This window comes from Thiorhodospira sibirica ATCC 700588 (assembly GCF_000227725.2).
Classification (GTDB): domain Bacteria; phylum Pseudomonadota; class Gammaproteobacteria; order Ectothiorhodospirales; family Ectothiorhodospiraceae; genus Thiorhodospira; species Thiorhodospira sibirica.
This window is the reverse complement of sequence record NZ_MU255056.1, coordinates 2,511,992-2,537,464: the sequence shown is the minus strand read 5'-3', so window position 1 is coordinate 2,537,464 and position 25,473 is coordinate 2,511,992. Positions and strand designations below refer to the sequence as shown.

Annotated in this window: 19 protein-coding genes, 1 tRNA gene and 1 pseudogene; 9 read left to right on the top strand and 12 right to left on the bottom strand. The window is 56.6% G+C overall.

Going from position 1 to position 25,473, the window contains the following annotated elements; translation table 11 throughout:
• Nucleotides 1–11 precede the first annotated feature (11 nt).
• From THISIDRAFT_RS11810 to THISIDRAFT_RS11800, 3 genes are all read left to right on the top strand, one after another.
• Complete coding sequence (locus THISIDRAFT_RS11810; protein ID WP_006787394.1) at nucleotides 12–1,286, top strand: YeaH/YhbH family protein; 1,275 nt, start codon at nucleotides 12–14, stop codon at nucleotides 1,284–1,286.
• A 184-nt stretch (nucleotides 1,287–1,470) separates the two neighbouring features.
• Nucleotides 1,471–1,555, top strand: a tRNA-Leu gene (locus THISIDRAFT_RS11805).
• 44 nt (nucleotides 1,556–1,599) lie between these two features.
• Nucleotides 1,600–2,262, top strand: coding sequence for an energy-coupling factor transporter transmembrane component T family protein (locus THISIDRAFT_RS11800; RefSeq protein WP_006787392.1), 663 nt, complete (start codon nucleotides 1,600–1,602; stop codon nucleotides 2,260–2,262).
• Nucleotides 2,263–2,390: 128 nt separating this feature from the next.
• Here THISIDRAFT_RS11800 and THISIDRAFT_RS11795 read toward each other — a convergent pair whose 3' ends face one another.
• From THISIDRAFT_RS11795 to THISIDRAFT_RS11745, 11 genes are all read right to left on the bottom strand, one after another.
• On the bottom strand, nucleotides 2,391–5,279 hold the full coding sequence (locus THISIDRAFT_RS11795; RefSeq protein ID WP_006787391.1) for a molybdopterin oxidoreductase family protein: 2,889 nt from the start codon (nucleotides 5,277–5,279) through the stop codon (nucleotides 2,391–2,393).
• Between the two features lie 171 nt (nucleotides 5,280–5,450).
• Complete coding sequence (locus tag THISIDRAFT_RS11790; protein ID WP_006787390.1) at nucleotides 5,451–7,079, bottom strand: methyl-accepting chemotaxis protein; 1,629 nt, start codon at nucleotides 7,077–7,079, stop codon at nucleotides 5,451–5,453.
• 111 nt (nucleotides 7,080–7,190) lie between these two features.
• Nucleotides 7,191–8,009: a bifunctional DNA-formamidopyrimidine glycosylase/DNA-(apurinic or apyrimidinic site) lyase gene (gene mutM / locus THISIDRAFT_RS11785; protein WP_006787389.1), complete on the bottom strand. Its 819-nt coding sequence runs from the start codon at nucleotides 8,007–8,009 to the stop codon at nucleotides 7,191–7,193.
• Nucleotides 7,988–8,986 carry a chorismate transformation FkbO/Hyg5 family protein gene (locus tag THISIDRAFT_RS11780; protein ID WP_006787388.1) on the bottom strand — a complete coding sequence of 333 codons (999 nt, stop codon included), beginning with the start codon at nucleotides 8,984–8,986 and terminating at the stop codon, nucleotides 7,988–7,990. Before THISIDRAFT_RS11780 ends, mutM begins: the two co-directional genes overlap by 22 nt.
• 25 nt (nucleotides 8,987–9,011) lie before the next feature.
• A complete protein-coding gene (locus tag THISIDRAFT_RS11775) occupies nucleotides 9,012–9,869 on the bottom strand; it encodes a DUF4340 domain-containing protein (protein WP_006787387.1) in 858 nt (285 codons plus the stop codon).
• Nucleotides 9,866–11,224, bottom strand: coding sequence for a GldG family protein (locus THISIDRAFT_RS11770; protein ID WP_006787386.1), 1,359 nt, complete (start codon nucleotides 11,222–11,224; stop codon nucleotides 9,866–9,868). The genes THISIDRAFT_RS11775 and THISIDRAFT_RS11770 overlap by 4 nt, the downstream gene beginning before the upstream one ends.
• A gap of 21 nt (nucleotides 11,225–11,245) precedes the next feature.
• Nucleotides 11,246–12,001 carry an ABC transporter permease gene (locus THISIDRAFT_RS11765; protein WP_006787385.1) on the bottom strand — a complete coding sequence of 252 codons (756 nt, stop codon included), beginning with the start codon at nucleotides 11,999–12,001 and terminating at the stop codon, nucleotides 11,246–11,248.
• A complete protein-coding gene (locus THISIDRAFT_RS11760; RefSeq protein ID WP_006787384.1) occupies nucleotides 11,998–12,966 on the bottom strand; it encodes an ABC transporter ATP-binding protein in 969 nt (322 codons plus the stop codon). Before THISIDRAFT_RS11760 ends, THISIDRAFT_RS11765 begins: the two co-directional genes overlap by 4 nt.
• A 52-nt stretch (nucleotides 12,967–13,018) precedes the next feature.
• The gene (parE, locus tag THISIDRAFT_RS11755; RefSeq protein ID WP_006787383.1) at nucleotides 13,019–14,908 is read right to left on the bottom strand and encodes a DNA topoisomerase IV subunit B; all 1,890 of its coding nucleotides are present in this window, start codon (nucleotides 14,906–14,908) and stop codon (nucleotides 13,019–13,021) included.
• Nucleotides 14,909–14,914: 6 nt separating this feature from the next.
• Entirely contained in the window at nucleotides 14,915–15,622 is a 708-nt protein-coding gene (locus tag THISIDRAFT_RS15120; protein WP_139064012.1) for a methyl-accepting chemotaxis protein, read from the bottom strand.
• Nucleotides 15,623–15,851: 229 nt separating this feature from the next.
• A complete protein-coding gene (locus THISIDRAFT_RS11745; protein ID WP_139064011.1) occupies nucleotides 15,852–16,688 on the bottom strand; it encodes a biotin--[acetyl-CoA-carboxylase] ligase in 837 nt (278 codons plus the stop codon).
• A 46-nt stretch (nucleotides 16,689–16,734) separates the two neighbouring features.
• On the opposite strand from THISIDRAFT_RS11745, the gene THISIDRAFT_RS11740 reads away from it, so the two are divergent.
• The 3 genes from THISIDRAFT_RS11740 (at nucleotide 16,735) to THISIDRAFT_RS11730 (ending at nucleotide 19,698) form a co-directional block, all read left to right on the top strand.
• Nucleotides 16,735–17,418, top strand: coding sequence for a lytic transglycosylase domain-containing protein (locus THISIDRAFT_RS11740; protein ID WP_006787380.1), 684 nt, complete (start codon nucleotides 16,735–16,737; stop codon nucleotides 17,416–17,418).
• 141 nt (nucleotides 17,419–17,559) lie between these two features.
• Nucleotides 17,560–18,822, top strand: coding sequence for an HlyC/CorC family transporter (locus THISIDRAFT_RS11735; protein ID WP_006787379.1), 1,263 nt, complete (start codon nucleotides 17,560–17,562; stop codon nucleotides 18,820–18,822).
• Nucleotides 18,823–18,900: 78 nt separating this feature from the next.
• Complete coding sequence (locus tag THISIDRAFT_RS11730) at nucleotides 18,901–19,698, top strand: ParA family protein (RefSeq protein WP_006787378.1); 798 nt, start codon at nucleotides 18,901–18,903, stop codon at nucleotides 19,696–19,698.
• Between the two features lie 66 nt (nucleotides 19,699–19,764).
• Here the strand turns inward: THISIDRAFT_RS11730 and THISIDRAFT_RS11725 are convergent, their stop codons facing one another.
• Nucleotides 19,765–19,995 (bottom strand): hypothetical protein, encoded by a 231-nt coding sequence (locus THISIDRAFT_RS11725; RefSeq protein WP_139063951.1) that lies wholly within the window; start codon nucleotides 19,993–19,995, stop codon nucleotides 19,765–19,767.
• 66 nt (nucleotides 19,996–20,061) lie between these two features.
• On the opposite strand from THISIDRAFT_RS11725, the gene THISIDRAFT_RS11720 reads away from it, so the two are divergent.
• The 3 genes and pseudogenes from THISIDRAFT_RS11720 to THISIDRAFT_RS11710 form a co-directional block, all read left to right on the top strand.
• On the top strand, nucleotides 20,062–23,355 hold the full coding sequence (locus tag THISIDRAFT_RS11720) for an Lcl domain-containing protein (protein ID WP_006787377.1): 3,294 nt from the start codon (nucleotides 20,062–20,064) through the stop codon (nucleotides 23,353–23,355).
• Between the two features lie 185 nt (nucleotides 23,356–23,540).
• Nucleotides 23,541–24,536 (top strand): Lcl C-terminal domain-containing protein, encoded by a 996-nt coding sequence (locus THISIDRAFT_RS11715; protein WP_159098519.1) that lies wholly within the window; start codon nucleotides 23,541–23,543, stop codon nucleotides 24,534–24,536.
• Between the two features lie 675 nt (nucleotides 24,537–25,211).
• Nucleotides 25,212–25,473, top strand: a pseudogene (locus tag THISIDRAFT_RS11710) (hypothetical protein); the annotation flags it as partial.

Genomic DNA, 25,473 nt, shown 5'->3' with positions numbered 1-25,473 from the left:
TTAAGGGGGCCGTGGTGAACATTGTCGATCGGCGTTTGAATCCCAAGGATAAAAGCCTGGCCAATCGCCAGCGTTTCATCCGGCGTGCCAAGCGCCAGATTCTGGACGCGGTGCGTGATATTTCCGCCCGGCGCAAGGTCTCCGATATTGCCCAGCAGGAAGAAGAAATCCGCGTTCCCGCAGACAACCTGCAAGAGCCGTTTTTCCACAAAGGCAGCAGTCACGGCCAGCGTGAGCATGTCTTGCCCGGCAACAAGCAATACCGCGCCGGAGATCGCATTGCCAGACCCCAAAGCGAAGGCGGCGGACGGGGCAACAGCGGCAGTGACCAAGGCGAGGGGGAAGACGAATTTCAGTTCACCGTCAGCCGTGAGGAGTTTCTCGACCTATTTTTTGAGAATCTCGAACTGCCCCGGCTGGTGCGCAATCAGATCACCAAGACCGAGCACGAGGGCCTGCAACGCGCCGGTTATGCCACCTCCGGCTCCCCGGCCAACCTCAATCTGGGGCGCACCATGCGCAACGCCATGTCACGCCGCCTGGCCCTGCACCGCCCCAAACGGGAAGAGCTATTGGCGCTGGATCGGGAGATTGACCGCCTGGAGCGCTCCGGCAAAGAGCCTGAGCGGCTGCGGGCGCTGATTTTGCAGCGCGAAGAACACGGGCGACGTGCCCGGCTGATCCCCTATATCGACCCCATTGATATCCGCTACAACCGCTATACCCCGGTGCCCCGCCCCATCTCCCAGGCGGTGATGTTCTGTCTGATGGATGTCTCCGGCTCCATGACCGAGGGCATGAAAGACCTGGCCAAGCGTTTCTTTATCCTCCTGTATCTGTTTTTGGAGCGGCGCTATCGGCATGTGGATGTGGTCTTTATCCGGCACACCCATATCGCCGAGGAAGTGGACGAAGACACCTTCTTTTATTCCCGCGAAACCGGCGGCACCCTCGTCTCGCCCGCCTTTGAAGAAATGCAGCGCGTGGTGCGCGAGCGTTATACCCCCGCCGACTGGAACATCTACGCCGCCCAGGCCTCCGATGGCGACAACACCGAAAGCGACAACCCGGCAGTGGCACGCATTCTGGAAGACGTGATTTTGCCGCTGTGTCGTTATTTTGCCTATATTGAAGTCAGCGAAGAACGCGGCTGGGACATCCCCTCCGATCTGTGGCTACTGTACGAAGGATTGCTGGAAGCAGGACATGCCATGGCCATGCGCAAAGTACGCGCCAAAGGCGACATCTTCCCGGTATTTCGAGAACTGTTCACCAGCAGCGCTTGACCGTAGCGTAGCGACGGCTTCCAGCCGTTGCTTTTACGCGGCATCAGGATGATGCCGCCACAGGTGCGAGAGCATCCCCATCAGCGCCTCGGCCTGCTGCAAAGGTTCCAGCTTGGGGCAATCCACCGTGTATGAAGGCTGGCAAGTTGGGATTTTTTTGCTATAATGCGCAGCCTTCAGTTTTGCAGATGTGGTGGAATTGGTAGACACGCCGTCTTGAGGGGGCGGTGGCGCAAGCCGTGTCGGTTCGACTCCGACCATCTGCACCATAGATTTATCCCTTCGTTTTTTCTCTTAACAGGCGATCGGCCTGATGCATCCTGCCTTGCGTATCCTTGGGGTTATGCTGTTTATTGCCTGTCTGGCGCAGACGGGGTGGCCTGTGTTGCTGCTCGGTGCGGTGTTTATCGTGCTGGGACTTTCTTTTCTTGGTAGCCTGGCCTGGCGGCGTTTTGGCCAGATGGCGCGGCGGCTGGTGTGGTTTTATCTTTCCATTTTCGCTATTTTTGGCTGGTTTACACCGGGTGAGCCGCTGTGGCCTGCGCTGGGTCTGCTGTCACCGACCGCGATGGGTTTGCTCGCGGGTGTGCAGCACACACTATTGATTGTGTTGTCGCTGGGGGCGGTGATCTGGCTGTTGCAGACCACCACGCAGGATACGCTGGTGCGCGGTCTGCTGTGGCTCACCCAACCATTGCAGGCGGTGGGTTTTCCGGCACAGCGGTTTGCGGTGCGTCTGGTGCTGACCCTGGATGCCGCCCCGCAGGTGCATGAGCTGGCGACGAAGTTGGTCAAGGACGGACACGGTGGCCCGCTGGAACGCTCCGCGCAATTGCTGGATACGATTTTGACGCACGCCCGGCAGGCGCCGTTGACCTGCCTGACAGTATCGCCGCTGGCGCGTCCGAGCATGAGGGATTGGCTAAAACTGGCGATGATCATCATGCCGATGTTTTGGCTGGCGGTGATGTACTGAGACAACTGGAGCGCCCAGTTGCTCCCGGCAACGAAAACAAGACAGCTCACGCGAAGACGCCAAGTCAAGATCAGCCGAGTATAACTCGGCGATCCAGATCAAGATGATGCCGCCATGTAGTTGCGGGATTATTTGCGGGTCAGGATGTCGCGCAGGCTGCGGTTTAGATGCACGGCCTTATGGGATTGATAGCGTAGCACATCCGGTGAGGCGGTCTGCCCAGGGAGGGGTTTATGGCTGGCGAAGGTCGGCCAGGTGCCGGTTTCCCCAGGCGCTGCTGGGGTGATGGCCACACGCAGATCATACCAGGCAGCCTGTCCGGTGATGGGATCTGAGTTGGTGATGGCATCCTGTGCATCACCGCGTGCAGGCAGCAACTCCGAGATCAAATGATTCATCAAAAAACCCCTTTGCGCTTCGTTGGCATCCGCTTTAAGGCCCCAGGTACCGGATTGTTTACCAATGGCATTCCAGGTCCAGACCGTGTTACGTTCCACCGCCTCAATCAGCTTGACTTGTACACGAATCTTGCCCTTGTGCGAGCTGACCCATACCCAGGATAAATCAGCAATGCCCATGGATTCAGCCTGTGCCCGATTCATGTACAGATAATTATGGGCACAAATCTGGCGCAACCAGGCGTTTTGCGAATCCCAGGCGTGGTACATAAACATCGGGCGTTGATTGATGGCATGAAACGGGTATTTTGCCTCGTCAATACGGCCTTGTTCTAAAGGCGTGTACCAGATGGGCAATGGGTCAAAGTATGTACGCAGACGCCGTTGATGTTCAGGCTGCTTTGGCATAGGTCCTTCATACAGCCCTTGCCCGGCCAGCTTGAAGCGTTGCTGGGTTTCGGAATAGATCTCCATGATGATGGGATCGGTTGAACCCACCCAGCCGGCATGCTTGGCTAATGTCAGATAATCGCGGTTGACGAAACGGTAAAAACGCTGCGATGGTTCAAAGTGATGGGCAAAAAACGACTGATTTTCAATGTATTTTTCCCACTGCCTCGGATTAGGTTCACCGCGCAGATGTTGTGTACCATCCTTGCCTCGCCAACCGGCAAGAAAGCCAATGCCGGGCTCTTTTTCGTAGTTGATGATGAAGTCCTGATAGGAACTAAAACGAGGGCTGCCATCCTCACGCGTGAAAGCAGGGAATTTAAGCCGTGTGGCGAGTTCAACCAGCACCTCCTGCCAGGGACGTACATCACGCTTCGGCACAAGCAGCGGATGCCGGATCGAATCTGCCGCAACATGGGGTTCTGAAATAGGACGATCCAGCATGGAGATGGTGTCATGACGCTCCAGATAGGTGGTATCCGGCAGTACCAGATCGGCAAAACGCACAATTTCCGCATCAAAGGCATCACACACGACCAAAAAGGGCAATTTATAGCGGCCATCTTCGTGTTTGGCACGCAACATATCCATGATCTCGCTGGTGTTCATGGTGGAATTCCAGGACATGTTGGCCATGAAAAAAATCAAGGTATCAATCGGATACGGATCGCCTTTGACCGCATTGGTAATCACCATGTGCATCAATCCGTGATTGGCCATAGGAGCTTCCCAGGAATAAGCCTTGTCAATACGCAAGGGATTACCGGCCTCGTCGATGACCAGATCCTCAGGACCTGTAGGAAAACCCAGCGGTGGGCTTTTTAAGGGCGTATTGGGGGTAGTTTGCCGCGCCGGTTTGATCGCCGGCGGAATATGTTTGGGATACGGTGGTTTGGCGAGATGGCCTCCTGGCACATCCACGCTACCCAGCAGCAGTTGTAACAGGTGAATGGCGCGGGCCGTCTGAAAACCATTGGAATGCGCCGAGATACCGCGCATGGCATGCATGGATACCGGACGTCCAATGAATTTATCATGCACGCGCCCGTAGGCATCTGTCCATTGACAGTCAATCTCAATGCTTTCCTTAAAGGCAACGTGCGCCATCTCCAGTGCCAGACGCTCAATGGTCTGCGCCGCAACCCCACAGGTGGCAGCCACCGTCTCCGGTGCATACTGGGCATCCAGGTAACGTTCTGCCAACAGCGTCATGGCCGTTTTGAGCTTGCGCCCATCCGGGGTAACAAACTCACCAAACAGCGCCGGTGTGGTATCAACCTCCAGGGCATTAACAAAGCCCTGGCTGGTTTGATCAAACACCTGGGGGCGTCCCTGCGCATCGCGCCAGATCAGGCCATGCCCCTTGACACCGGGGGTATCAATGACGAGCCAGGGCGCATTGGTGTAGCGAATCAGATAGGCCCAGTCAAACTGCGAATTTTTCAGCAAGACGTGAATCATCGACAGGGCTAGCAGTCCATCCGTACCCGGGCGAATGGCAACCCATTCATCCGCGACGGCCTGGTAGCCGGTGCGTACGGGATTGATGGCAACAAATTTAGCCCCGCGCCGTTTGATCTGTTCTATACCGAGCTTGATGGGATTGGAAGCATGATCTTCAGCCACCCCCCAGAGCATGAAATATTTGGTGTGTTCCCAGTCAGGGTCGCCAAACTCCCAAAAGGCAAAGCCGGTGGTATAAAGCCCCGCTGCGGCCATATTGACCGAACAAAACCCGCCATGCGCGGCCCAGTTAAGGGTACCAAACTGCGCCGCCCAAAGCCCGGAGAGTGCCTGCATTTGATCACGCCCGGTGAAAAAGGCCAGCTTTTTGGGATCCGTTGCCCGAATCTGTGCCAGACGCTCGGTCAGCCGATCCAGTGCTTGCTCCCAACTAATGGGTTCAAATTCACCGGCTCCACGTTCGCTGCCCTCTTTGCGCCACAAAGGCTGCGTGAGCTTGGCCGGTGAGTTTTGTTTCATGATGCCCGCATTACCCTTGGCACATAACACCCCTTTATTGACAGGATGCTCGCGATTTCCCTGAATATAGCGGATTTTACCCTCTTCAAGGGTCACCTTGATCCCACACCGACAGGCGCACATATAGCAGGTGGTATATTTGACTTCTTGCTGGGCGTGGTTTTCAAATTCAGGCAGGGCACTCATCAATCATTTACCTCGGGCAGGTGTTATGTGTATGTGAGATGGCGCGCCACGCTCCCGCGTGGCCTTGTATCGCCGAGCTGGGGCGGGGCCGCTCCATGGCATGTTTTTATATGCTAAGTTTATAACAAACTGATATAGATTGAGTGCCCTGAAACGCGCATCTGCGGTATTTTATTTGCGCCAGGCCAGACGGGTGAGGGTTTGCGCCATGTATTCGACTTCGCTGGCGGCGTTGGCCACCTGGCGAGCGGCGTCGAGATTATCCTCGGCGGTGTGGGCCACCCCATCGACATTGCCGGCAATCTCGTCGGTGGCCAGTGCTTGTTGTTGCAGCAGTTCGTAGATGTGGGTGATGGACTGTTCCACGCGCTGGGTCTTGTCTTCCAGTGCGGCGACCTGATCCCCGGCATCATGGGCAGAGCGTACCCCATCATCGACCAGAGACGCGCTGTGTTTCATCTCACCGACGGTTTGCTCGGTGCGCGCCTGGATGCGTTCCACCATATTGCCAATTTCAGCGGTGGCCTTGGTGGTGCGTGAGGCGAGATTGCGCACCTCATCGGCAACGACGGCAAAGCCGCGTCCGCGCTCCCCGGCGCGAGCGGCCTCAATGGCGGCGTTGAGCGCCAGCAGGTTGGTTTGTTCGGCAATTTCATGAATGCTGTTGACGATTTTGCCGATTTCTTGCGAGATGTTTTCCAGTTCACTCAATTCAGCGGCGGCGTGATTGACGGCCTTGGCAATATGGGCGATTTCCAGCGCCGCATCATGCACTGTCTTGGCCGCCCGGCGCGAGGCATGTCCGGCATCCACCGCAATGTTTTGCGTCTCGCCGGCGTCCGTTTCCAGGGTACGAATGGAGGCCGATAATTCTTCCACCGCCGCCGAGATGGTAATGGCGGCGGCTGATTGATTTTCTGCGCCAGTGGCCGTGTTATGGCTGGATTGGGCCAAGCCTCGCGCACTGTCGTTGAGTTTTTCCAGTCCCTGACGCAGGCTAAATACCATCTCGGCCATGCGGTTGCGCATAAAGGCCACGGCACAGGCCAATACCATCACATCGTCTTCGCCGCCATAGGGCAGTGAATGGGTATAGTCATCCGCACAAATGGCCTGGGCAGCTGTGGCAATCCGGCCAAGGCGCCGGGTTTGCTGGTGTAGCAGCGTCGCCAGTGCAGCAAGGGTCAGCAGCAGCGGCAGACCTACCCCGAGGGCCATCGGCCACCATGCCCCTTCCAGCATGAGAGCAAGCCAGACGGTACCGCCAAGGCCGCCCAGCAGCGCGATCAACACGGTGGGCAGGAGGATTTTGGCCAGCAAGGGCAGGCGCGCATAAACCCGCCGCAGCGCGCCGATGATTCCCGGCTGGTATAACAGTCCACCGGCCAGGCGGATGTTGGGGTTTTTGCGCATCGCGGCATACAGTATCTCTGCGCTTTTGATCTCTTCACGGGTGGGCGCAATCCGCACGCTCATATAGCCGCTGTTATTGGGCAGGGGCGTGGCGGTGGCCTTCACCCAGTAATGATCCCCGTTTTTGCGCCGGTTTTTGACGATGCCTTCCCACGGGCGTCCGTTCTGGATGGTATCCCATAAATCACGAAAGGCCTCGACGGGGACATCCGGGTGACGCACGATATTGTGCGGCTTGCCCATCAGTTCATCACGCTCAAAGCCGGAGGCCTCGATAAAATCCTCATTGGCGTGAGTGATCAGCCCCTTGAGGTCGGTATAGGAGATGATGACGCTCCCTTCAGGCAAGACGTATTCTTTTTGCGTGATCGGCTGGTTGTTGCGCATGTCAGTCTCGGTTCCTGCTGGGTTCAGTTAGAGGGGATGCCAGGCTTAGGGTCACGATCTGGGCCCTGCCTGCGCCGCCCGCCGCTCAAGACGCGCCTGCATCTGTGGGCGTTAAGCCTGACAGGCGGGGCAATAATAGCTGGCACGCTGCCCATGCACGGCCTTTTTGATCAGGCTGTGGCAGTGGTGGCACGGCTGGCCGTCACGCTGATACACCTGCAATTGCTGGCGAAAATAGCCATGCTGGCCGTCTTCGCGGACAAAATCGCGCAAGGTGGTACCACCCTGCGCAATGGCGGCCTGTAACACCGTCTTGATCGCCGTCACCAACCGTGCACAGCGGGCTTTACTCAGCCGGGCGGCGGCGGTACCGGGCCGTATTCCGGCCATAAACAGGGATTCTGATGCATAAATGTTGCCAACACCGACCACGCAGCGCGCCTGCATGATCAACACCTTGATGGGTATGATTCGCGAGCGCGTGTAGTGATACAGGTAGGCCGCATCAAAGACATCCTCCAGTGGCTCTGGCCCCAGTCCGGCCAGCAGCGGATGAGTGGCGCTGTGCTCCCCAGAAAGCCAGAGCACGCAGCCAAAACGACGTGGATCGTGCAAACGCATGGCGATATCGTCTTCTAAATGCCATTGCACATGGTCATGCTTTTTATAAGCCTGCGCGGGCGTACTGATGCGCAGACTGCCCGACATGCCCAGATGCAGCAAAAGCTGGCCGGTATCAGCGGCCAAGAGCAGGTATTTAGCGCGCCGCGTTACCGCATGAATGCGCTGACCGCACAGTGTGCTTGCAAGGTCTGGGGCGATGGGCCAGCGTAACCGGGGATTTCTGACGGTAACGCCAATAATCCGGCGTCCGATGAGATACGGCGCAATGCCGCGCCGGGTGGTCTCTACTTCGGGCAATTCAGGCATAGCGCTTCAATCTCAACCAGCAGGTCAGTACGGCAAATATCCCCGCGCAGATAAATGATGGCCTCATGCCCGCCCAGCACCTGCTGAAGATAATGGGCAATGGCCGGTTGCATGGCCGGATCGCGCACATAGACTTTGATCAGATCCAGCGCACCGGGGTGCTCGATACCCAGCCGGGCTTGCTCAAGCAAGGCCTTGAGATTGTTGATGATTTCTGTGCTTTGGGCGATGGGGTCCTGATGCACGGTTTCGTGACCCACAATGCTGGCAGTGCCGGAGATATACAACTGCCTGTGCTGGCCGCAATGGCTTAGGGTGGCCCGCGAAAAGGAAGGGCTTTGCGGACCGTAACGGCGTGGATACTGAAAGGCGCTAAGCTGTCGGGGGTTTTCGAGTTGTTGACCGGGCTGTTTGCCGGCAAGAAAATAAATCAAAAGCCCCGGTGTTGCGGTGCCGATGGCGGTAGCGGCGGGCAGTTCGCTTTCCTGCAAGGCGGCGCGGCACAGTGCCTGATGCCGCCCCAGACAGAATTGCTGATAACGATCCAGACCGTCGCTAAGTTGATGAATGGCCGAAAAATAATTCCAGATGCGCAGAATATGCGGATAACCACTCTCGCGGACAAAGCCCAGTAACTGGGTATAGGCGTGGGCACTGATGCGTTGAAAGGCGTCACCGTGCGCGCTGTCTTCCAGCAACAGCCAGCCAAAGAGAAAATCTTCGGTATAGTTATAGGCCAGCCCGTCCACCTGGCCCCGCTCAATCGGGCCGCTGACTTCCCAGCATTCCAGCCCCAAGGTCTGCCCCAATGGCGGCAGACCCACCTGCAACAGGCCTGGATGTGCGGTGCTGGCCTGATGCGCTTCACCAAAGCCGATCTGGATCAGAGACTGCGTGACCTGCGTGGACGCGGTGAACGGCGCAAGGTGCAGGTGAACACGCGGGCACGCAGTGGAAAGATCAGCTTCAGTCAGCATGGGGGCGCATACACGGTGACAGGGCCTAGCGGATGATCAAATCATGCCCCCACCCAGCGGGCAGGATATAGACAATCCCCAGGTCGGGACGCGCCAGCCGCAGGACCGGCTCAGTCTCCAGAACCTGAAAGGTGATTTGCTCGCCGCTATCCAGATGCAGGGTCAATTCATACTCAGGTGTCTGTGAGCCCAAGGCTTCAGCGCCAGCCGCCACCATCTCCTCCCAGGTATCCGCCAGTAGCCGCGCCTGCACCGCATCGACGGTATCCGCTGGCGAGGCCTCCCAGTGATCGCCATCATAGCTTAAGGTGGCCTGTGGCAATTCCACCTTGACGATCTCGACCCCTTCGGGCAGCAGGCGCGGGCTGACATAGGCGGCAAAATTTTGCGGCAGGTCCCGGGTCAGATAATCGGGAATCAGCAGAATATCGCCATCATCCACTCGCGCATAGCGTTGCCGGGTGACCGGATTGACCTGCCCCAGACTCAGGCGAATATCATTAAAGCGCACGATATGCTGGGGGTTGCTCAGACCAAAGCTGTGTAACTGCATCTCATCTTCAACGCTGTAACGGACCGTCGGCGTTAAGGCCAGCAAGCGCGTGAGTTGATGCACCCGACCGGGATTGGCAGGGTGCTGAATCGGTGCGCTCACCCACCATTTATCCTCCGCATCCCGCGTCAGTACCACTGCGCGGCTGTCAGCGGAGGCTGAGCCAATCTCAATGCGGGTCAATGCCTCGCTGCTCAAGTTCAGCAAGGGCTCAGCGGCATCTTGTTCTTCATCTTTTTGATCCAGCCACCAGGCCAGGCTCAACAGCAAAATCACGATGATCGCCAGACTCAGGTTGATCCATAAACGACGACGATGTGCAGTGCTCATGAACGGCGCCTCGCAATCCAGATAGCGATGCCTATCGCCAGAAGGGTGAGTGGCAACATGATTAAGAAAATGACCCCGAGGGCAATCAGCGTGCGTTCGCCGATGTCCAGACGGGTGTCCGGTGCACTGCGTGGATTGATGGACAGCAGGGTGTCATCCTGGGTCAACCAGTTAAAGACATTCATGGCCAGATCCAGATTGCCGCCATAGCCCAGGTAGTGATTGCCGATAAAATCGCTGTCGCCGATCACCACCACCCGCTGCTCTCCCGCTTCGGGATGCTCACGGCTCAGGCTCAATCCCAACACCAGCGGGCCGGGCCGATCACCAGCCGTTTCATCCAAGGTCAGCTCGCCTTCCAGCGGGCCGGTTTCTGCCCAGGTACGCGGCAGCGTGATCAAAAAGGGACGCGCATCCCAGGCACTTTCCAGATCCAGATCAATGGCCACAGCTACGGGGAACAGGGTGTGGACATTGAGTTCACGGGTCAATGGATGCCCGCCATAGTCCACCACCGGAATCACCGCCGGATGATCAATCCCCATCAGGGCGCGCAATTCCAGATTAGCATCCACCACCACCCCGTCGATAAAGGCAATGCCCAGATCGGCGGCTAAATCATCCAGACCGGTTTGGGTGTTGGGTTCTGCCAGCCACAGCAGCGAGCGCCCCCGCGCCAGCTCATCACGCAGCGCACGCTGAACCCCTTCTGGCATCGCGTTGACTGGACCGGCCAGCACCAGAGCACTGGCCAGCTCGGGCAGCGTGGGGTTGCGAATCAGGTTCTGGCCGCTGACCATAAACCCGCTGCGTTCCAGCAGGCCCTGTAGCTGGCTCAGTCCCCGACTCCCAGAATCCTGCAGGGAGCGCTCTCCAAAGCCCTCAACAAAAACCAGCCAGCGGTCTTCTGCCCGCAGCAGGCGTTGCAGCGCCTGACCGATTTCCTGTTCGGCGAGGCTTTCGACGCGCTGTTGCCGCTCAGCCCAGGTAATCAGCATTTGCCCCTGGCGGGTAATCCCGGCAGCCAGCGCCGCATCGGGGTTTAAATCCGGGTTGACCAGATGCAGGCTAATATCGGGCTTGACGCGCTGATACATGCCAATGCGCTTAGTGATCGCCTGGTGCAGACCGGGGTCATCCTGCACAAAGGCGGTAAACTGCACAGGGCCTTCGAGCGCCTGCAATAATTGACGGCTTTGCTCGGTGAGTGAATTGCGCGCCCCGGCGCTTAAGTCGATTTCGCGGTAATGCTGCTGACTGAGCCAGGCCAGCAGGCCAATGACACCCAGAAACAACACCACAAACAGGGCATTTTGCAAGCGTATCTGCCAGCGTGAACGAGAACTGATCTGCATGAGTTTAAAGGCTTGGCTGATTTAACGGTTGAGGGTTTCGTTATCTAAGCGACGCACGGCCAGAATCAGAAACGCGGCGATGAATAATAGGTAATAGCTTAAATGGCGGGTATCAAACAGCCCTTCCAAAAAGGCGATGAAATGCCCGAAATGCGATAAATAGACGAACAGTTCCGAGGCCGTGCCCGGCGAGCTACCGGAAAGATATAACACCACCAAAAACAGCAGCAAGCCAAAGCTGCTGACAGCGGCAATGGTGGGCTGTGCGGTCAGGGTGGACAGATAAAGCCCGGCGGCGCCAAAGGAGGCGCTGAGCAAAAACAATCCCAGCGCACCGCTTAAAAGCTTACCCCAATCCAGGCTGGTAAAGGGCGCCAAGGCCAGCGGCATCAGTAAGATCAAGGCCAGCATCGCCAGAATAAACCCCAGCAAGCCAAAAAATTTCCCCAGCACCATCTGCGTGGTCGATAGCGGAGCGGAGCGCAATAATACCAAGGTTTGACGCGCCCGTTCCTCGCTGAACAGGCGCATGGTCAACAGCGGCATCACTCCCAGCATCAACACCCCTGCCCACAAAAACAGCGGCGAAATCACCGAATCGGTCACGCCCGGTGCGCCATCAATGCCGGCAAAACGCGGCTGCACCTGAGTCAAGAAGGTCTCGATAAAGACCAAAAACAACAGCCCCTCGATCAATAACAGCATGGCCAGAATAAACCAGGCCAAAGGGCTGTAGAACATGCGGCGAAGTTCATTGGCGGCAATGACAAATATCATGATAAAGCCTTCTCCTGGGTGGCCTCTGGGGCAGTGGCGGCATTGCGTTCGTGATACACCACATCAGTGAAGATACGCTCCAGATTGGCCTGCTCGGTGAGTAATTCCTGCAAGCGCCAGCCGTGAGCCACCGCCTGTTCGGCAATGCCTTCCGCCAGTGCCATCTTGGCGTGGGGCACCAGGCGGATATGTCCATCAGCCAGCACCTCGACCTCGCGCACCCCCTCAAGCTGCTGCAAGACCTCCACGGCGGGTGGATTGGCAAAGCGGGCTAACACCGCGCCGGAGGCATTTCGATCCAGCTCACTCAATAGGGCCGAGAACACTGTGCGTCCGTGGTGGACGATTTGCACCCGTGAACACACGCTTTGCACCTCGGGCAGAATATGGGTCGATAAAATCACCCCATGTTCACTGGCCAGTTCCTGGATCAGGCGGCGAATTTCCTGAATCTGCAGGGGATCAAGCCCCACCGTCGGCTCATCAAGCACAATCACTGCCGGGCGATGGATAATTGCCTGGGCAATGCCCACGCGCTGCTGATACCCCTTGGAGAGATGACCGATCAAGCGGCGGCTGACCGTTTTCAGGCCACAGCGCGCACAGGCTTGATCCACCGCAGATTGCACCTCCCGCCCCGGCACGGCATGTAAGCGCGCACAATAGCGCAGGTACTCGCGCACCGTCAGATCACGATATAAGGGCGGCTGCTCGGGTAAATAACCAATATGCCGTTTGGCTTTGCGCGGCTCATCGAGCAAATCCTCACCATTGATGCGGATGCGTCCGGCACTGGGGGCCAGATTTCCGGTAAGCATCTGCAGGGTTGAGGATTTGCCGGCCCCATTTGGCCCGAGCAAGCCCAAAACCTCGCCGCGATGCAAGGATAAATCCAGGTTGGCCACCGCACAATGCGGCCCGTAATAACGATAAAGCCCTTCGGCCTTGACTAATTCATCTGTCATCAGTTCCTGCTCAACCGTGTGCCGTATTGAAAAGCCATAATAACCGTTCTTTCTAAGAAGGATCGGCCAGATTGCCGGCATCTTCTAACCAGCGCCGACGATCGGCGGCACGTTTTTTTGCCAGCAGCCGATCCAGAGTATCCAGGGTCTGCGCGACATCCTCCAGACCTAGCTGCACCAAGCGGCGCGTATCCGGGTCCATGGTGGTTTCCCGCAGCTGCAAGGGGTTCATCTCGCCCAGTCCCTTGAAACGGGTCACGCTGATTTTAGCGCGTTTAGCTTCCGCCTCAATGCGTGCCAGAATCCCCTGTTTTTCTGCCTCATCCAGGGCATAAAAAATCTCTTTACCCACATCAATGCGAAACAGTGGTGGCATCGCCACATACACATGCCCCTGCTGCACCAGCGCGGGAAAATGACGCACAAACAGCCCGCACAGCAGGGTAGCAATGTGTGCCCCGTCGGAATCGGCATCGGCAAGGATGCAGATCTTGCCGTAGCGCAGACCGCGCAGATCCTCACTGCCGGGCTCTGCGCCGATGGCCAGGGCAATATCATGCACCTCGCGCGAAGCCAATAACTGATCGACCGCGACCTCCCACGTATTAAGAATCTTACCACGTAATGGCAAAATGGCCTGAAAATCACGATCACGCGCCTGTTTGGCCGATCCCCCGGCAGAATCACCTTCCACCAAAAACAGCTCGGTGCGGTTTAAATCCTGACTGGCACAATCGGCCAGCTTGCCCGGCAACATCGGCCCCTGGGTGAGGCGTTTGCGTGCCACCTTGCGCCCCAGACGGGCACGGCTATGCGCCCGGGCAATCACCCGCTCGGCAATGCGCTCGCCGGTATTGGGATGCTGATTGAGCCACAGGCTCAGGCTGTCTTTTACGCCCCCGGCGATAAACGCGGCGGCCTCGCGTGAGGACAGCCGCTCCTTGGTCTGGCCGGAAAACTGCGGTTCCTGCAATTTACAAGACAGGATATAGGCCACGTCCTCCCAGACATCATCGGCGCTGATTTTAAGGTTTTTGGGCAAGAGATTGCGATATTGGCAGAACTCACGCAGGGCCTCGGTCAGGCCCGTGCGCAAGCCATTGACATGCGTACCGCCCGACACGGTGGGAATCAGGTTCACATAGCTTTCACTGAGCGTTTCGGCGCTGCCCTCCGTTAGCCAGGCCACGGCCCACTCGGCGGCCTGAGTCTCGCCGCTGAGCGCCCCAAGCAGCGGCTCATCCGGCAAATACTCAAAACCGTGCAACAGCCCCTGCAGATACTCCTTCAGCCCAGCCTGATAATGCCATTCCTGAAAGGCATCCTGGGCCTGGTCATAAAAGGTGATGTGCAGGCCCGGACACAGTACCGCCTTGGCGCGTAAAATATGGGTGAGTCGGGAAACGGAAAATTTCACACTGTCAAAGTAGTGCGGATTCGGCCAAAAATGCACCCGGGTGCCGGTGTTACGCTGCCCCACTGTACCAATCTGCAAAAGCTTGCTGGCCGGGTAGCCATCCACAAAGTGCATCGCATACTCTTTGCCCTCGCGGCGAATATTCACCTCCAGGCGCGAAGACAGCGCATTGACCACCGACACCCCCACCCCATGCAGCCCTCCGGAGAAACGGTAATTTTTATGGGAAAACTTGCCGCCCGCATGCAAGGTGGTCAGAATCACCTCAACCCCCGGACGCTTTTCCTGGGGATGCAGATCCACCGGCATCCCCCGGCCATCATCGGTGACTGACAAGGCGCCATCGGCATACAACACCACCGCAATGCGTTTGGCAAAACCGGCAATGGCCTCATCCACCGCGTTGTCGATCACCTCCTGGGCCAGATGATTGGGGCGCGTGGTGTCGGTATACATCCCCGGACGCTTGCGCACCGGGTCCAGTCCGGATAAAACCTCGATATCCGAGGCGGTATAACTAGACATACGTGTTTAGTGATGCTCCGATTCGGCCATGGACTCGGCCATGACCAGCCGCTTGAGCTCACTCATCAAGGCGGTGATGGTTTCTGCCGATTCGCCGGTTTCATCCGCCAACTCCTTGACCTTATCCGCCACCACGGCAAAACCGCGCCCTGCTTCACCGGCACGGGCTGCCTCAATGCTGGCATTCAGGCTGAGCATCTTGAGGGTGCGCAGGATCTGCAAAATCTTTTGCGTCTCGCTGATAATCGAGCTGCTGGTCTGGCCAACCTCATCAAGCCGCCGCCGCCGCTCAGCCTCCAGATCCTTGCGGTCACTGATATTGATGACCAGACCTTCAAGAAATAGCGGCTCGCCATGTTCATCAAAAATCGCCCCCCCGCTTTCCGTGACCCAGCAGTGTTTACCGCCGGGTTTTTGCAGACGGTAATCGACCCGCCAGTTGGTTTTTTTGGCGTTGGCTTTCTTGATGGCATCATTGACCACGGTGGCGTCGTCTGGATGAATCAGATTGGCGTAGCTGACCCGTCGCCCTTCCAGAAAATCCTTTTCGCTGTAACCGGTGATCTCCTTAACCGCGCCACTCATCACCACCATGCTGAAACTGGTGTCGCTGCGGCAACGGTACAAAAAGCCATCAATGCGGCGGCTGATGCTTTGATAGACACTATCTTGATCATCGGCGGACATTGCATCATGAGCATAACGTGATTTCATGGATTTTGCGCGGGACGGCCTAACCGCGAAAGGCTAGGGAGGGATAGCACGCGATGCCAAGGCACCGCCCTCAGCCCCATCTCCTTCTTTATGATCAGCTTGGCTATCTTTAGGGTTAATGGATCGGGTTCAATGATGGTCACACAGCCAGCGTGGGAAAACGGCACCCCCCTCGCATCAATAGCGCACAGTATCGACAGCCACAGCCCCGCTGGCAAGTACACCGTGCTCAGCGCCGGGAGGGTGTGTCAGTGGCTATGCGTAAACTGCATTCCGCCGAACGTAGGGTATAGGTCTGTCCCTGACACAGCACCCGCAGATTACCTTCAAGATCAAGCCCCTGGGCAATCCCCTGCATAGTCTGACCGGCCTGGATAAAGCTGACCGCGCGCCCATGACTCACATCACGCGCCTGCCAACGCGGGGCATAGGCGGCAAACCCGTGAGCCGGATAGGTGTCAAGAACATCCACCAGAGCGGTGATCAGCACCGCCGCAATCACCGAGCGCGAAGGCTTGGGCGGCTGCAGGCCGGTGCGCACCAGATCTGTCCAGGCCTGATCAATCGGTGCATCAGCGGGCAAACACACATTCAGTCCCACGCTCACCACCAAGGCCCTGGGCTGTCCCCCACAAAACACCGCCTCAGAAATCAGACCGCCGAGTTTTTGACCCTCGACCAGCAGATCATTGGGCCATTTCAAACCGATATGCGCCGTTGGCGATGGCGCCAGCCGTTCCAGCGCCTCGGCGATCACCACCCCAAAGGCCAGACTCAGTGTGGGTGCCAGCGCACTTGATGCATCCACTGGCCAGAGCAAGGATAAGGCAATACCGCTGCCTGCAGGCATCACCCAGCAAGAACCGCGCCTACCGCGCCCCGCCGTTTGATACTCCGCCAGACAGATTTGGCATGTGATGTGCTTTTTACTACGCGCTTGGCCTAACAGCATGGCATGGGTAGAATCTACCGAGGCCAACACCAGCGGCTTGGGCAAACTGTGCTGCAAGCGCTCAGGCAGGGCCGCAAATACCCGCTCAGCGGATAACATCGTATCGTCGCGCACGGTCAATCATTCCGACATTTTAATTAGATGGGAATACGCAGCCGCCATGTATGCATTATTCAAGAGGATGATCCCGCTGGGCGGGTGTCGCCACCGCCCTCGCCTCGCGCCCCGCAGCGCCTACACTCTGGCACTTTGGCTGGCCGGGCTGAGCCTGCTCAGCGCACCGCTGCTGGTCCATGCCGAGATCTACATCCATCGTGACAAAGACGGCACCCGCTGGTTTACTGACCGGCGCGACATGGGCGCCGGCTACACCTTCATCGGCACCCATGGCCGCCCCACCGCCACGGCATCCTGTCAGGGCGTCAACAGCCGCGTCATGAGTGATCGCGCTGCACCCTATCAAGAGATCATCCGCCATTACGCGGCACACTATCGGGTTGATCCCAACCTGGTCCACGCCGTCATCATGGTCGAATCCTGCTTTGATCGTCTCGCCGTCTCGCGCGTGGGCGCTCAGGGGCTGATGCAACTGATGCCCGGCACGGCCCGCGAAGTCGGGGTGGATGATGCCTTCAACGCCCGCCAGAATATTCGCGGCGGCATTACCTATCTGGCACGGATGCTGGAACGCTTCAATCACGACACCCGCCTGGCGCTGGCCGCCTACAACGCCGGCCCCGGTGCCGTGCAACGCCACGGCGGCATCCCGCCCTACACAGAAACGCAAAATTACGTCAAACGGGTACTGGGGCATTATAATAGCATGGCTTTGATCAGCCACTAACCACGCCCTGCCTGTGAGCAGCGCGCCCGGTTTGGCATCATCTAAGGCCGCCTGGAAAAGCGGCCTGAACACCTTGGCGTCGTTGCCGCATGGCGGCACGACACCCCACGCACCCGCCAAAATTTGAGGTTTTTTCCGCCCTTGGAAAACATTTCTCTCACGGTTTTATTTTCTGTTCTGATCGCGTTGTTTCTTTGCTCGGCCTTTTTTTCCGGCTCAGAAACCGCGCTCATGTCGCTTAACCGCTACCGTATGCGCCATTTAGCGCAAACGGGGCATCGCGGCGCGCTCAAGGCCCAGCGTCTGCTGGCCAAGCCAGACCGGCTGATTGGCCTGATTTTGCTGGGCAATAACCTGATCAACATTCTGATCACCCAGTTAGCCACCTACATCGGCTATCGGCTGTATGGCGACATCGGCATCGCACTGGCGACCGGGCTGTTAACCCTGTGTCTGTTAATCTTTGCCGAGGTAGCACCCAAAACCTTTGGCGCCCTGTATGCCGAACGGCTGGCCTATCCGGCTGCCCGGGTTTATGCGCTGCTATTAAAACCCCTCTACCCGCTGGTCTGGTCGATAAACCTCTTATCCAATACGGTCTTGCGCCTGCTCGGCGTGCGGGCCAACGAAGCTCAACAGCAGGCGCTGTCCAGCGAAGAATTGCGCAGCGCCGTCAACGAGGCCGGCAGCCTGATTCCGCGCAAGCATCAACGCATGCTGATCAATATTCTTGACCTGGAAAAAGCCACGGTAGAAGACATCATGGTGCCGCGCAACGAGATTATCGGCCTCAACCTGGAAAAGGATTTAGATGAGCTGGCCAGCGAACTGGTAAACAGCCAATACACCCGCCTGCCGGTCTATGTCGGCAATCTGGATCAGGTCCTGGGTTTTATCCATCTACGCAAAGTGTTAGCACTGATTTATGAGGATCGTTTCAGCATCGACGAATTGCGCCTGCTGCTCAAAGATCCCTACTTCATCCCCGAGGGCACGCCATTAAACCGCCAGCTGATCAATTTCCAGCGTGAACGCCGCCGCATCGGCCTGGTGGTCGATGAATACGGCGATATACAAGGACTGGTCACCCTGGAGGATTTGCTCGAAGAAATTGTCGGCGAATTTACCAGCGACCCGGCCGCCCGCTCACCGGAGGTCATCCCGCAGGCCGATGGTAGCTACATTGTCGATGGCGGCATCCATCTGCGCGAATTAAACCGCGTCCTTGGCTCACACTTTCGGCTAAGCGGCCCCAAAACGCTCAATGGCCTGATTCTTGAGTACCTGGAAGATATTCCCGATGCCAATACCAGCGTGCTGATTGACCATTACCCCATTGAAATCGTACAGATCAAACACAATGGCGTAAAAACCGCCCGCATCGGGCCACGCCTGCATCGCTAAAGGCCCGCAACGCCGGCGCTATACAGCACGCCCCGGGTTTGGCGCAACCCACGATGCTTTTTCGCAAGGGCTGTTTTTGTGAACCCACTCCCGTTTGTGGTCAGCATCTCCAATCGCAAAGGCGGCACCGGAAAGACCACCACCGCCGTCAATCTGGCCGTGGAATTCGCCCAGCGCGATTATCAGGTCTTGCTGATCGACCTTGACACCCAAGGCCATGCGGCTGTTGGGCTGGATGTGAACTGTCCGCGCGGTGCGCCCACTGCGCAGGACATGTTCGTGCAGCCAGATTTTGCCCTGGTGTGCGCCATCGTGCCCACCCTGGTCAGCGGCCTGCATTTCGTGCCTGCTGACCAGAATTTCGAACATGGCGGCGGCCCCAAAGATCTGCTGGTGCTCCGACGCCAGATAGAGGCCCCGGCGATTGCCGAACACTACGACATCATCGTCATCGACACACCGCCCAGCCTCGACATCCTGCTCATGAACGCCATGGCCGCCGCCAATGGCATCCTCATCCCGATGCTCCCGCATCACCTCTCGGGCGAAGGCGTGCGCCAACTGTCCCGGCTGTTTTTCCGCATCGGCAGCAGCATCAACCCCCACCTGCAACTCCTGGGACTTTTGCCGGTAATGCTCGAACGCGGCGTCGAATGTCATCAATCCGTACTCGACAACATCTCCCTGCAATACGGACGCCAACGCCTGCTGCGCGGCATCCGCACCGACATCCGCCTGGCCGAGGCCTTCGCCGCCAGAAAACCCATCCAGCTCTACAGCCCACGCAGCCGAGGCAGCCTCGATTACTACGTCCTGGCAGAGGATTTATTACTCATGTGGCAAGACATTCGCGGCATCCGCCCCCAGCGCCCCTGAGCGACACACAAACACAGCGAAAACGATGCACCTCTGCACGGTGTAGTCGCGGGTAGATTTTATAGTTCACAAAACGCCAAATGATTGATATAAATCAATTTTTTCATCAAAAAAGCCTTGCCTTTGCTGCGCTGTTTGCATATCGTTACCCGTATCAGGATCAATCCAAAAATCCTGTGGGATAAACATAAGCATGGCATCTGGACGTGAACACGCAAAACCGTAACCGCACCAAGAAATCCTACCCACGCGCCAGATATCTGGAGCCTCTTTACACGTTCCTGTTTTCCCTGACAACGCCCGTGGTCATCACTCGCGCCCCAAAGGCACTGACCTAACCCAACCTTAGAGCATCGACTCATCATGGACTCACTACGATCCCAACACCGCCTACGGCATACCATCGTCTTTCTACTGCTCTTATTCGGCTTAAGTAGCCTGCCCGCTGTACAGGCAACCGTTTTACAGTTAAATGGCGGCACGGCTTACCTTGACAGCACCAATACCACCGTTTGGATCAGTGGCACCGTCAACCTTTACCCACGGCCTAACACCCAATACGGTACGCTGGATATTATCCTGCAAGATACCAACGCCCGCATCGCACATCTAAGCGCCGCTATTGCCCGTCATGCGCAATTCACCCTGCCACACAGCGATCAATACACATACCGCTTCAATGTCAATACGGGCCGCGTAGAGATTCGCCATGCGGGTAATCTCATGCTCAGCTTACCCGTCAACCGCCAAGGGGAAACGCCACGCATCAAGGTAGGTGAGAACAGCAGCGATACGCGCATTCAGGTGGATCAAAATGGCCAGATTGTGGCAAACACCTTGCCTGTGGTGGAAACAACACAACCACCTCCGGCACCGGGAAATCTTGTGGCCGTGGCAGCCGATCAAAGTATCGAGTTGTCCTGGAATGCTGTCAGTAATGCCACAGCGTATGTGCTGTATTACGGCACGGATTCCAATATCCATCCAGATGTCAATAACAGTTTTACGCAGCGAGTAGTCCTGGGAAATGTGACACAGCATCGTGTAAGCGGGCTTAACAATGGCACGACCTATTATGTTGTCTTAACCAGTCAACGCAACACGGTTGAAAGCAGCCCCAGTGCGGTAGTGAGTGGCACGCCACACGCCGCCACGGCGCAATTGATCGCCGGGCGCTACCTACCCATCGAAGACGGCTCCATCATCAGGGATATCACCACCAACCTGGAATGGCAACGCTGCGCCGTGGGGCAAACCTGGAATGCCACGCAGCGAAGCTGTGATGGCGACACTAGCGGGTTTGGCTGGGGCAGTGCCGTTGCCCTGACCGCCCCGGGTGGTTTTCGTCTACCGGATATCACCGAACTACGCAGCCTGGTCTACTGCTCCACAGGTTTACCACAAGAATTTGGTATGGATGCAGACTATACAATGTGCAGTGGCGATTACCAGCGTCCGACCATCGTAGAACAGGCTTTTCCCAATACGCCATCTCTTGGGTTTTGGTCGTCTTCGCCCGATGCCGGTAATAGTCTCCATGCGTGGCTCGTGAGCTTCAATAGCGGTCGTGTCAGCGGCAGCAGCAAGAGCTTTGCAAGCCGGGTGCGTCTCGTTCGCGCGCCGCAGCCCACCGTTGATGACGACCTAATTGCCGGGCGCTACCTGCCCATCGAAGACGGCTCCATCATCCGCGATATCACCACCGACCTGGAATGGCAGCGCTGCGCCGTGGGGCAAACCTGGAATGCAGTGCTGCAATCCTGTGATGGCGACGCTAGTACCTTTAACTGGGACAATGCCGTTACCCTAACTGCCCCCGGTGGCTTTCGTTTACCTGATATCACCGAACTACGCGGCCTGGTCTACTGCTCCACAGGTCAACCACACGAGTTCGGAACGGATGCAAATTTTTCAGCGTGCAGTGGCGATTACCAGCGTCCGACCATCGTAGAACAGGCCTTTCCCAACACGCCATCTAGTTGGTTTTGGTCGTCCTCGCCCCATGCCTATAGTAGTGTCCATGCGTGGGGCGTGGACTTCCATTACGGTCGTGTCCTCAACGGCTACAAGAGCAATACTCTCCGGGTGCGTCTCGTTCGCGCGCCGGATTCCAGCCCGGATGATGATCTAATCGCCGGGCGCTACCTGCCCATCGAAGACGGCTCCATCATCCGCGACATCACCACCGACCTGGAATGGCAGCGTTGCGCCGTGGGGCAGACCTGGAACGCCACACAGCAATCCTGTGATGGCGAGGCTGACTGGGTTAGATATCCCCTTGATAATGCTATGCAACTGACAGATTCCAGAGGTTTCCGCCTGCCTGATATTACCGAGTTACGTAGCCTGGTCTATTGCTCCACCGGCCAACCACAGGAATTTGGTATGGATGCAAACTTTACACGCTGTAGTGGCGATTTCCAGCGTCCTACCATCGTGCAACATGCATTTCCCAATATGCCTATACCTTACGTTTATTTCTGGTCGTCATCCTACAGTGGAGGCTCTGGCATGGATACTAGCGCGTGGCAGGTAGACTTCGATAACGGTAGCATCTTCGGATCTTTCCAAGACAATGCAAGCCGGGTGCGTCTCGTTCGCAATCCAAACGAGGTTGAACACCCTCTACCTGAGTTAAGGCTTGAGGCCGGTGATAGCCAGATCACCGCTTCATGGAATGAAACATCAGGCTATGTCTACAACCTGTTCATTTCAAGCGATGCCAACTGCGATATCAGTAACTACAGCCGTTGCGCCAATGGCCAGATGTTTAGCAATGTCAGCAGTGGTTACACCCTCCGTGGCCTGGATAATAGCAGGGAATATTACGTGGTATTGCAAGTTGAAGGCCAAGGCATCGACAGCCCCATATTGACCGGAGCAGTTGCGGCCACCCCGCAGGCAATTGAGACTGAACCCCCATCTGTCGTTATCAACAGTGCTATCCCGTTAAACGACACCGGCATTGACTGGTGTGCCGATAACAGCAGCAATAACCTGAGCTGCCCGGTTGCCGGTTTTCCAGACCAAGATGGTGATCATGGCCGCGATGCCTTAGCACGCCAAGGGCAACTGCAAAAGATAGGCGCAGGTGCGGCAGGCTTTGACTACACCAAGCTCGATGCCAACGGCAGACCGCTGGCCATTCAGAACATGCCTTGGAGTGATGGCGGCAATGAAACCGATGGCACGCGCTGGTCATGCGTACAAGATAACGTCACCGGTCTGATCTGGGAGGTCAAGGTCAATGAGTCTACCCTGCGTTATCATGGTCACACCTATTCCTGGTACAACCCCGATCCCAACACCAACGGCGGAGATGCAGGCACACAAAATGGCGGTAGGTGCGTAGGCAGTGCTTGCGACACACTAGGTTATGTGCAAGCGGTAAACGCTCAGGGCTTGTGTGGCGCCAATGACTGGCGTCTTCCAGACATCAATGAACTGGAATCTCTTGTCCATGCCGGGCGCTTTGATCCTGCTATTGATATTCACTACTTCCCTGAGGGGAGTTCCAGTGTATTTTGGTCATCCACATCTACGTCCATTATAAATATGTATGCATGGGGTGTGAGATTTTATGATGGCCTAGTCAACGATTATGAAAAGGTAGCTGAACAACGTGCACGGATACGTCTCGTTCGTGTGATACGCTAATATTTTAGAATTATTTTTCAGATTCACCTTGGAATCATAGAAAATCATCAGCTCCACTTATCAAAATTTACTTACTGGAGCGATATTGATGCTTTTAATCAGCGTTATAGTATCAATCAAGCGTTGACGCTTACCCCGACGAACAATAGAGAACGTGAAAAATGCTTTTAAGAATAAAATTCCATATGCTTGGCATCGTGTTGATGGTGTTAATCACTTTGCCCGCTGCGGTGCTAGCTGATGTAATATGTATGCGCCAAGATCCTAGTGTACCCATTACTACTCCCACCACTGATTTTATATTGCACGAAAATGGTGTAGCTACACATACCAAAACGGGCTTGATGTGGATGCGCTGCAGTTTGGGTCAAATATGGGATAACAATACCTGTATTGGTGATGCATCAACTTACACCTGGGTTGGTGCCCTGCAAACCGCACAAAACACTGAATTTGCAGGCTATACAGATTGGCGTTTACCTAATCGTCGTGAACTGATGTCTATTGTAGAAAGAAGCTGTATTCCATCTGCTAATATCACTGTTTTTCCCAATACAGCATCAACAGCATTTTGGTCATCATCGCCCTATGCAAGAGATGGTGGTTATGCGTGGCATGTAACCTTTAATGCTGGTTATGTTAATTATGAATCTATTGATAATAATCGCTCGGTACGCCTCGTTCGCACACCGGATTCCAGCCCGGATGATGATCTGATCGCCGGGCGCTATCTACCCATCGAAGACGGCTCCATCATCCGCGACATCACCACCGACCTGGAATGGCAGCGCTGCTCCGTGGGGCAGACCTGGAATTCAGCGCAGCAATCCTGTGATGGCGAGGCTGGCAGGTTTACCTGGGACGATGCCATCGCCCTGACTCCTCCCGGAGGCTTTCGTCTGCCTAATCGCACCGAACTGCGCAGCCTGGTCTACTGCTCCACAGGTTTACCACAGGAATTTGGCATGGAGGCTGACTTTACATTCTGTAGTGGCGGTTACCACCGTCCCACCATCGTAGAACAGGCCTTTCCCAACACGCCATCTAGTTGGTTTTGGTCGTCCTCGCCCAATGCCTATAATAGTGGCCATGCGTGGTGCGTGGGCTTCGATAACGGTCCTGTCAGCCATTACTACAAGTACTATGCTTACCGGGTGCGTCTCGTTCGCGCGCGACAGTAATGGGCTTTTGGCCTTCGTGGCGACACCTTCCCGGTGTCGCTTTCTGTTTGCGGCATCAGGATGATGTCGCCATTGGGATCGCCGAGTTGCACTCGGCGGGTTTTAAGCCTGGCGTTGGAGCTGGCCGAGTACCACTCGGCGCTCCTTCACACCCGGTTGACAGGGCGAATGGGCTTGCCTAAGCTTGCCATGCACCGTGTAAATGGTGTCGGGATTTGCACCCCGAAAACAGAGACCATAACCCACGCTCGCCATAATCCGGCGCGTTTTTTCCTGCCTATCATTTCGCTGTGGTGGCTTGCGCAGGGCACCTTCCCGGTGGCCGGTTTCTCTGTAACGGTAGTGCAAACCTTGCGCAATCCGCCGTCCCTATACTTTGCACTATATACGGCGGTTTATCCTTAAATTTACGGAGAAACTTGCTCATGTCTCAAACGTTCTTGAATCCGGCATTATCCATGACCAGCCGCGAAATTGCGGACCTGACCGGAAACAACATCCGCATATCCTGCGGGACATACGCACCATGATTACGCGCCTGGAGGCCGATCCAAATCTGGATTGGCATTGTGAATCAGAATCTTATGTTGATGTGCAAGGAAAAAACGAACGCAGTACCGGCTGGATAAATTAACTACACTAACCTTGGTCAGTGGTTATGATCCCGTCTTGAGGATGCGTATCATCGCTCGCTGGCAAGAACTCGAAGCCCAGCAGACAGCCACCGCCTCACCGCCATTTTCCCCACCCGCCACCGTCTTCTTCCCACCCAGCCCGGTGACACCCCTGATTGAGCGGGTTTGCGCCAAGGGCGAATTACTCAAAACCTCGGTACACATTCTCAAACCCTCCCAACCCAGCATCCTGCGAATGCTCCATGAACTTGGCGCCAGTGAAGGCTTGGATACCGGCTTTCTCCCCGCCTACAGCGAAGAAC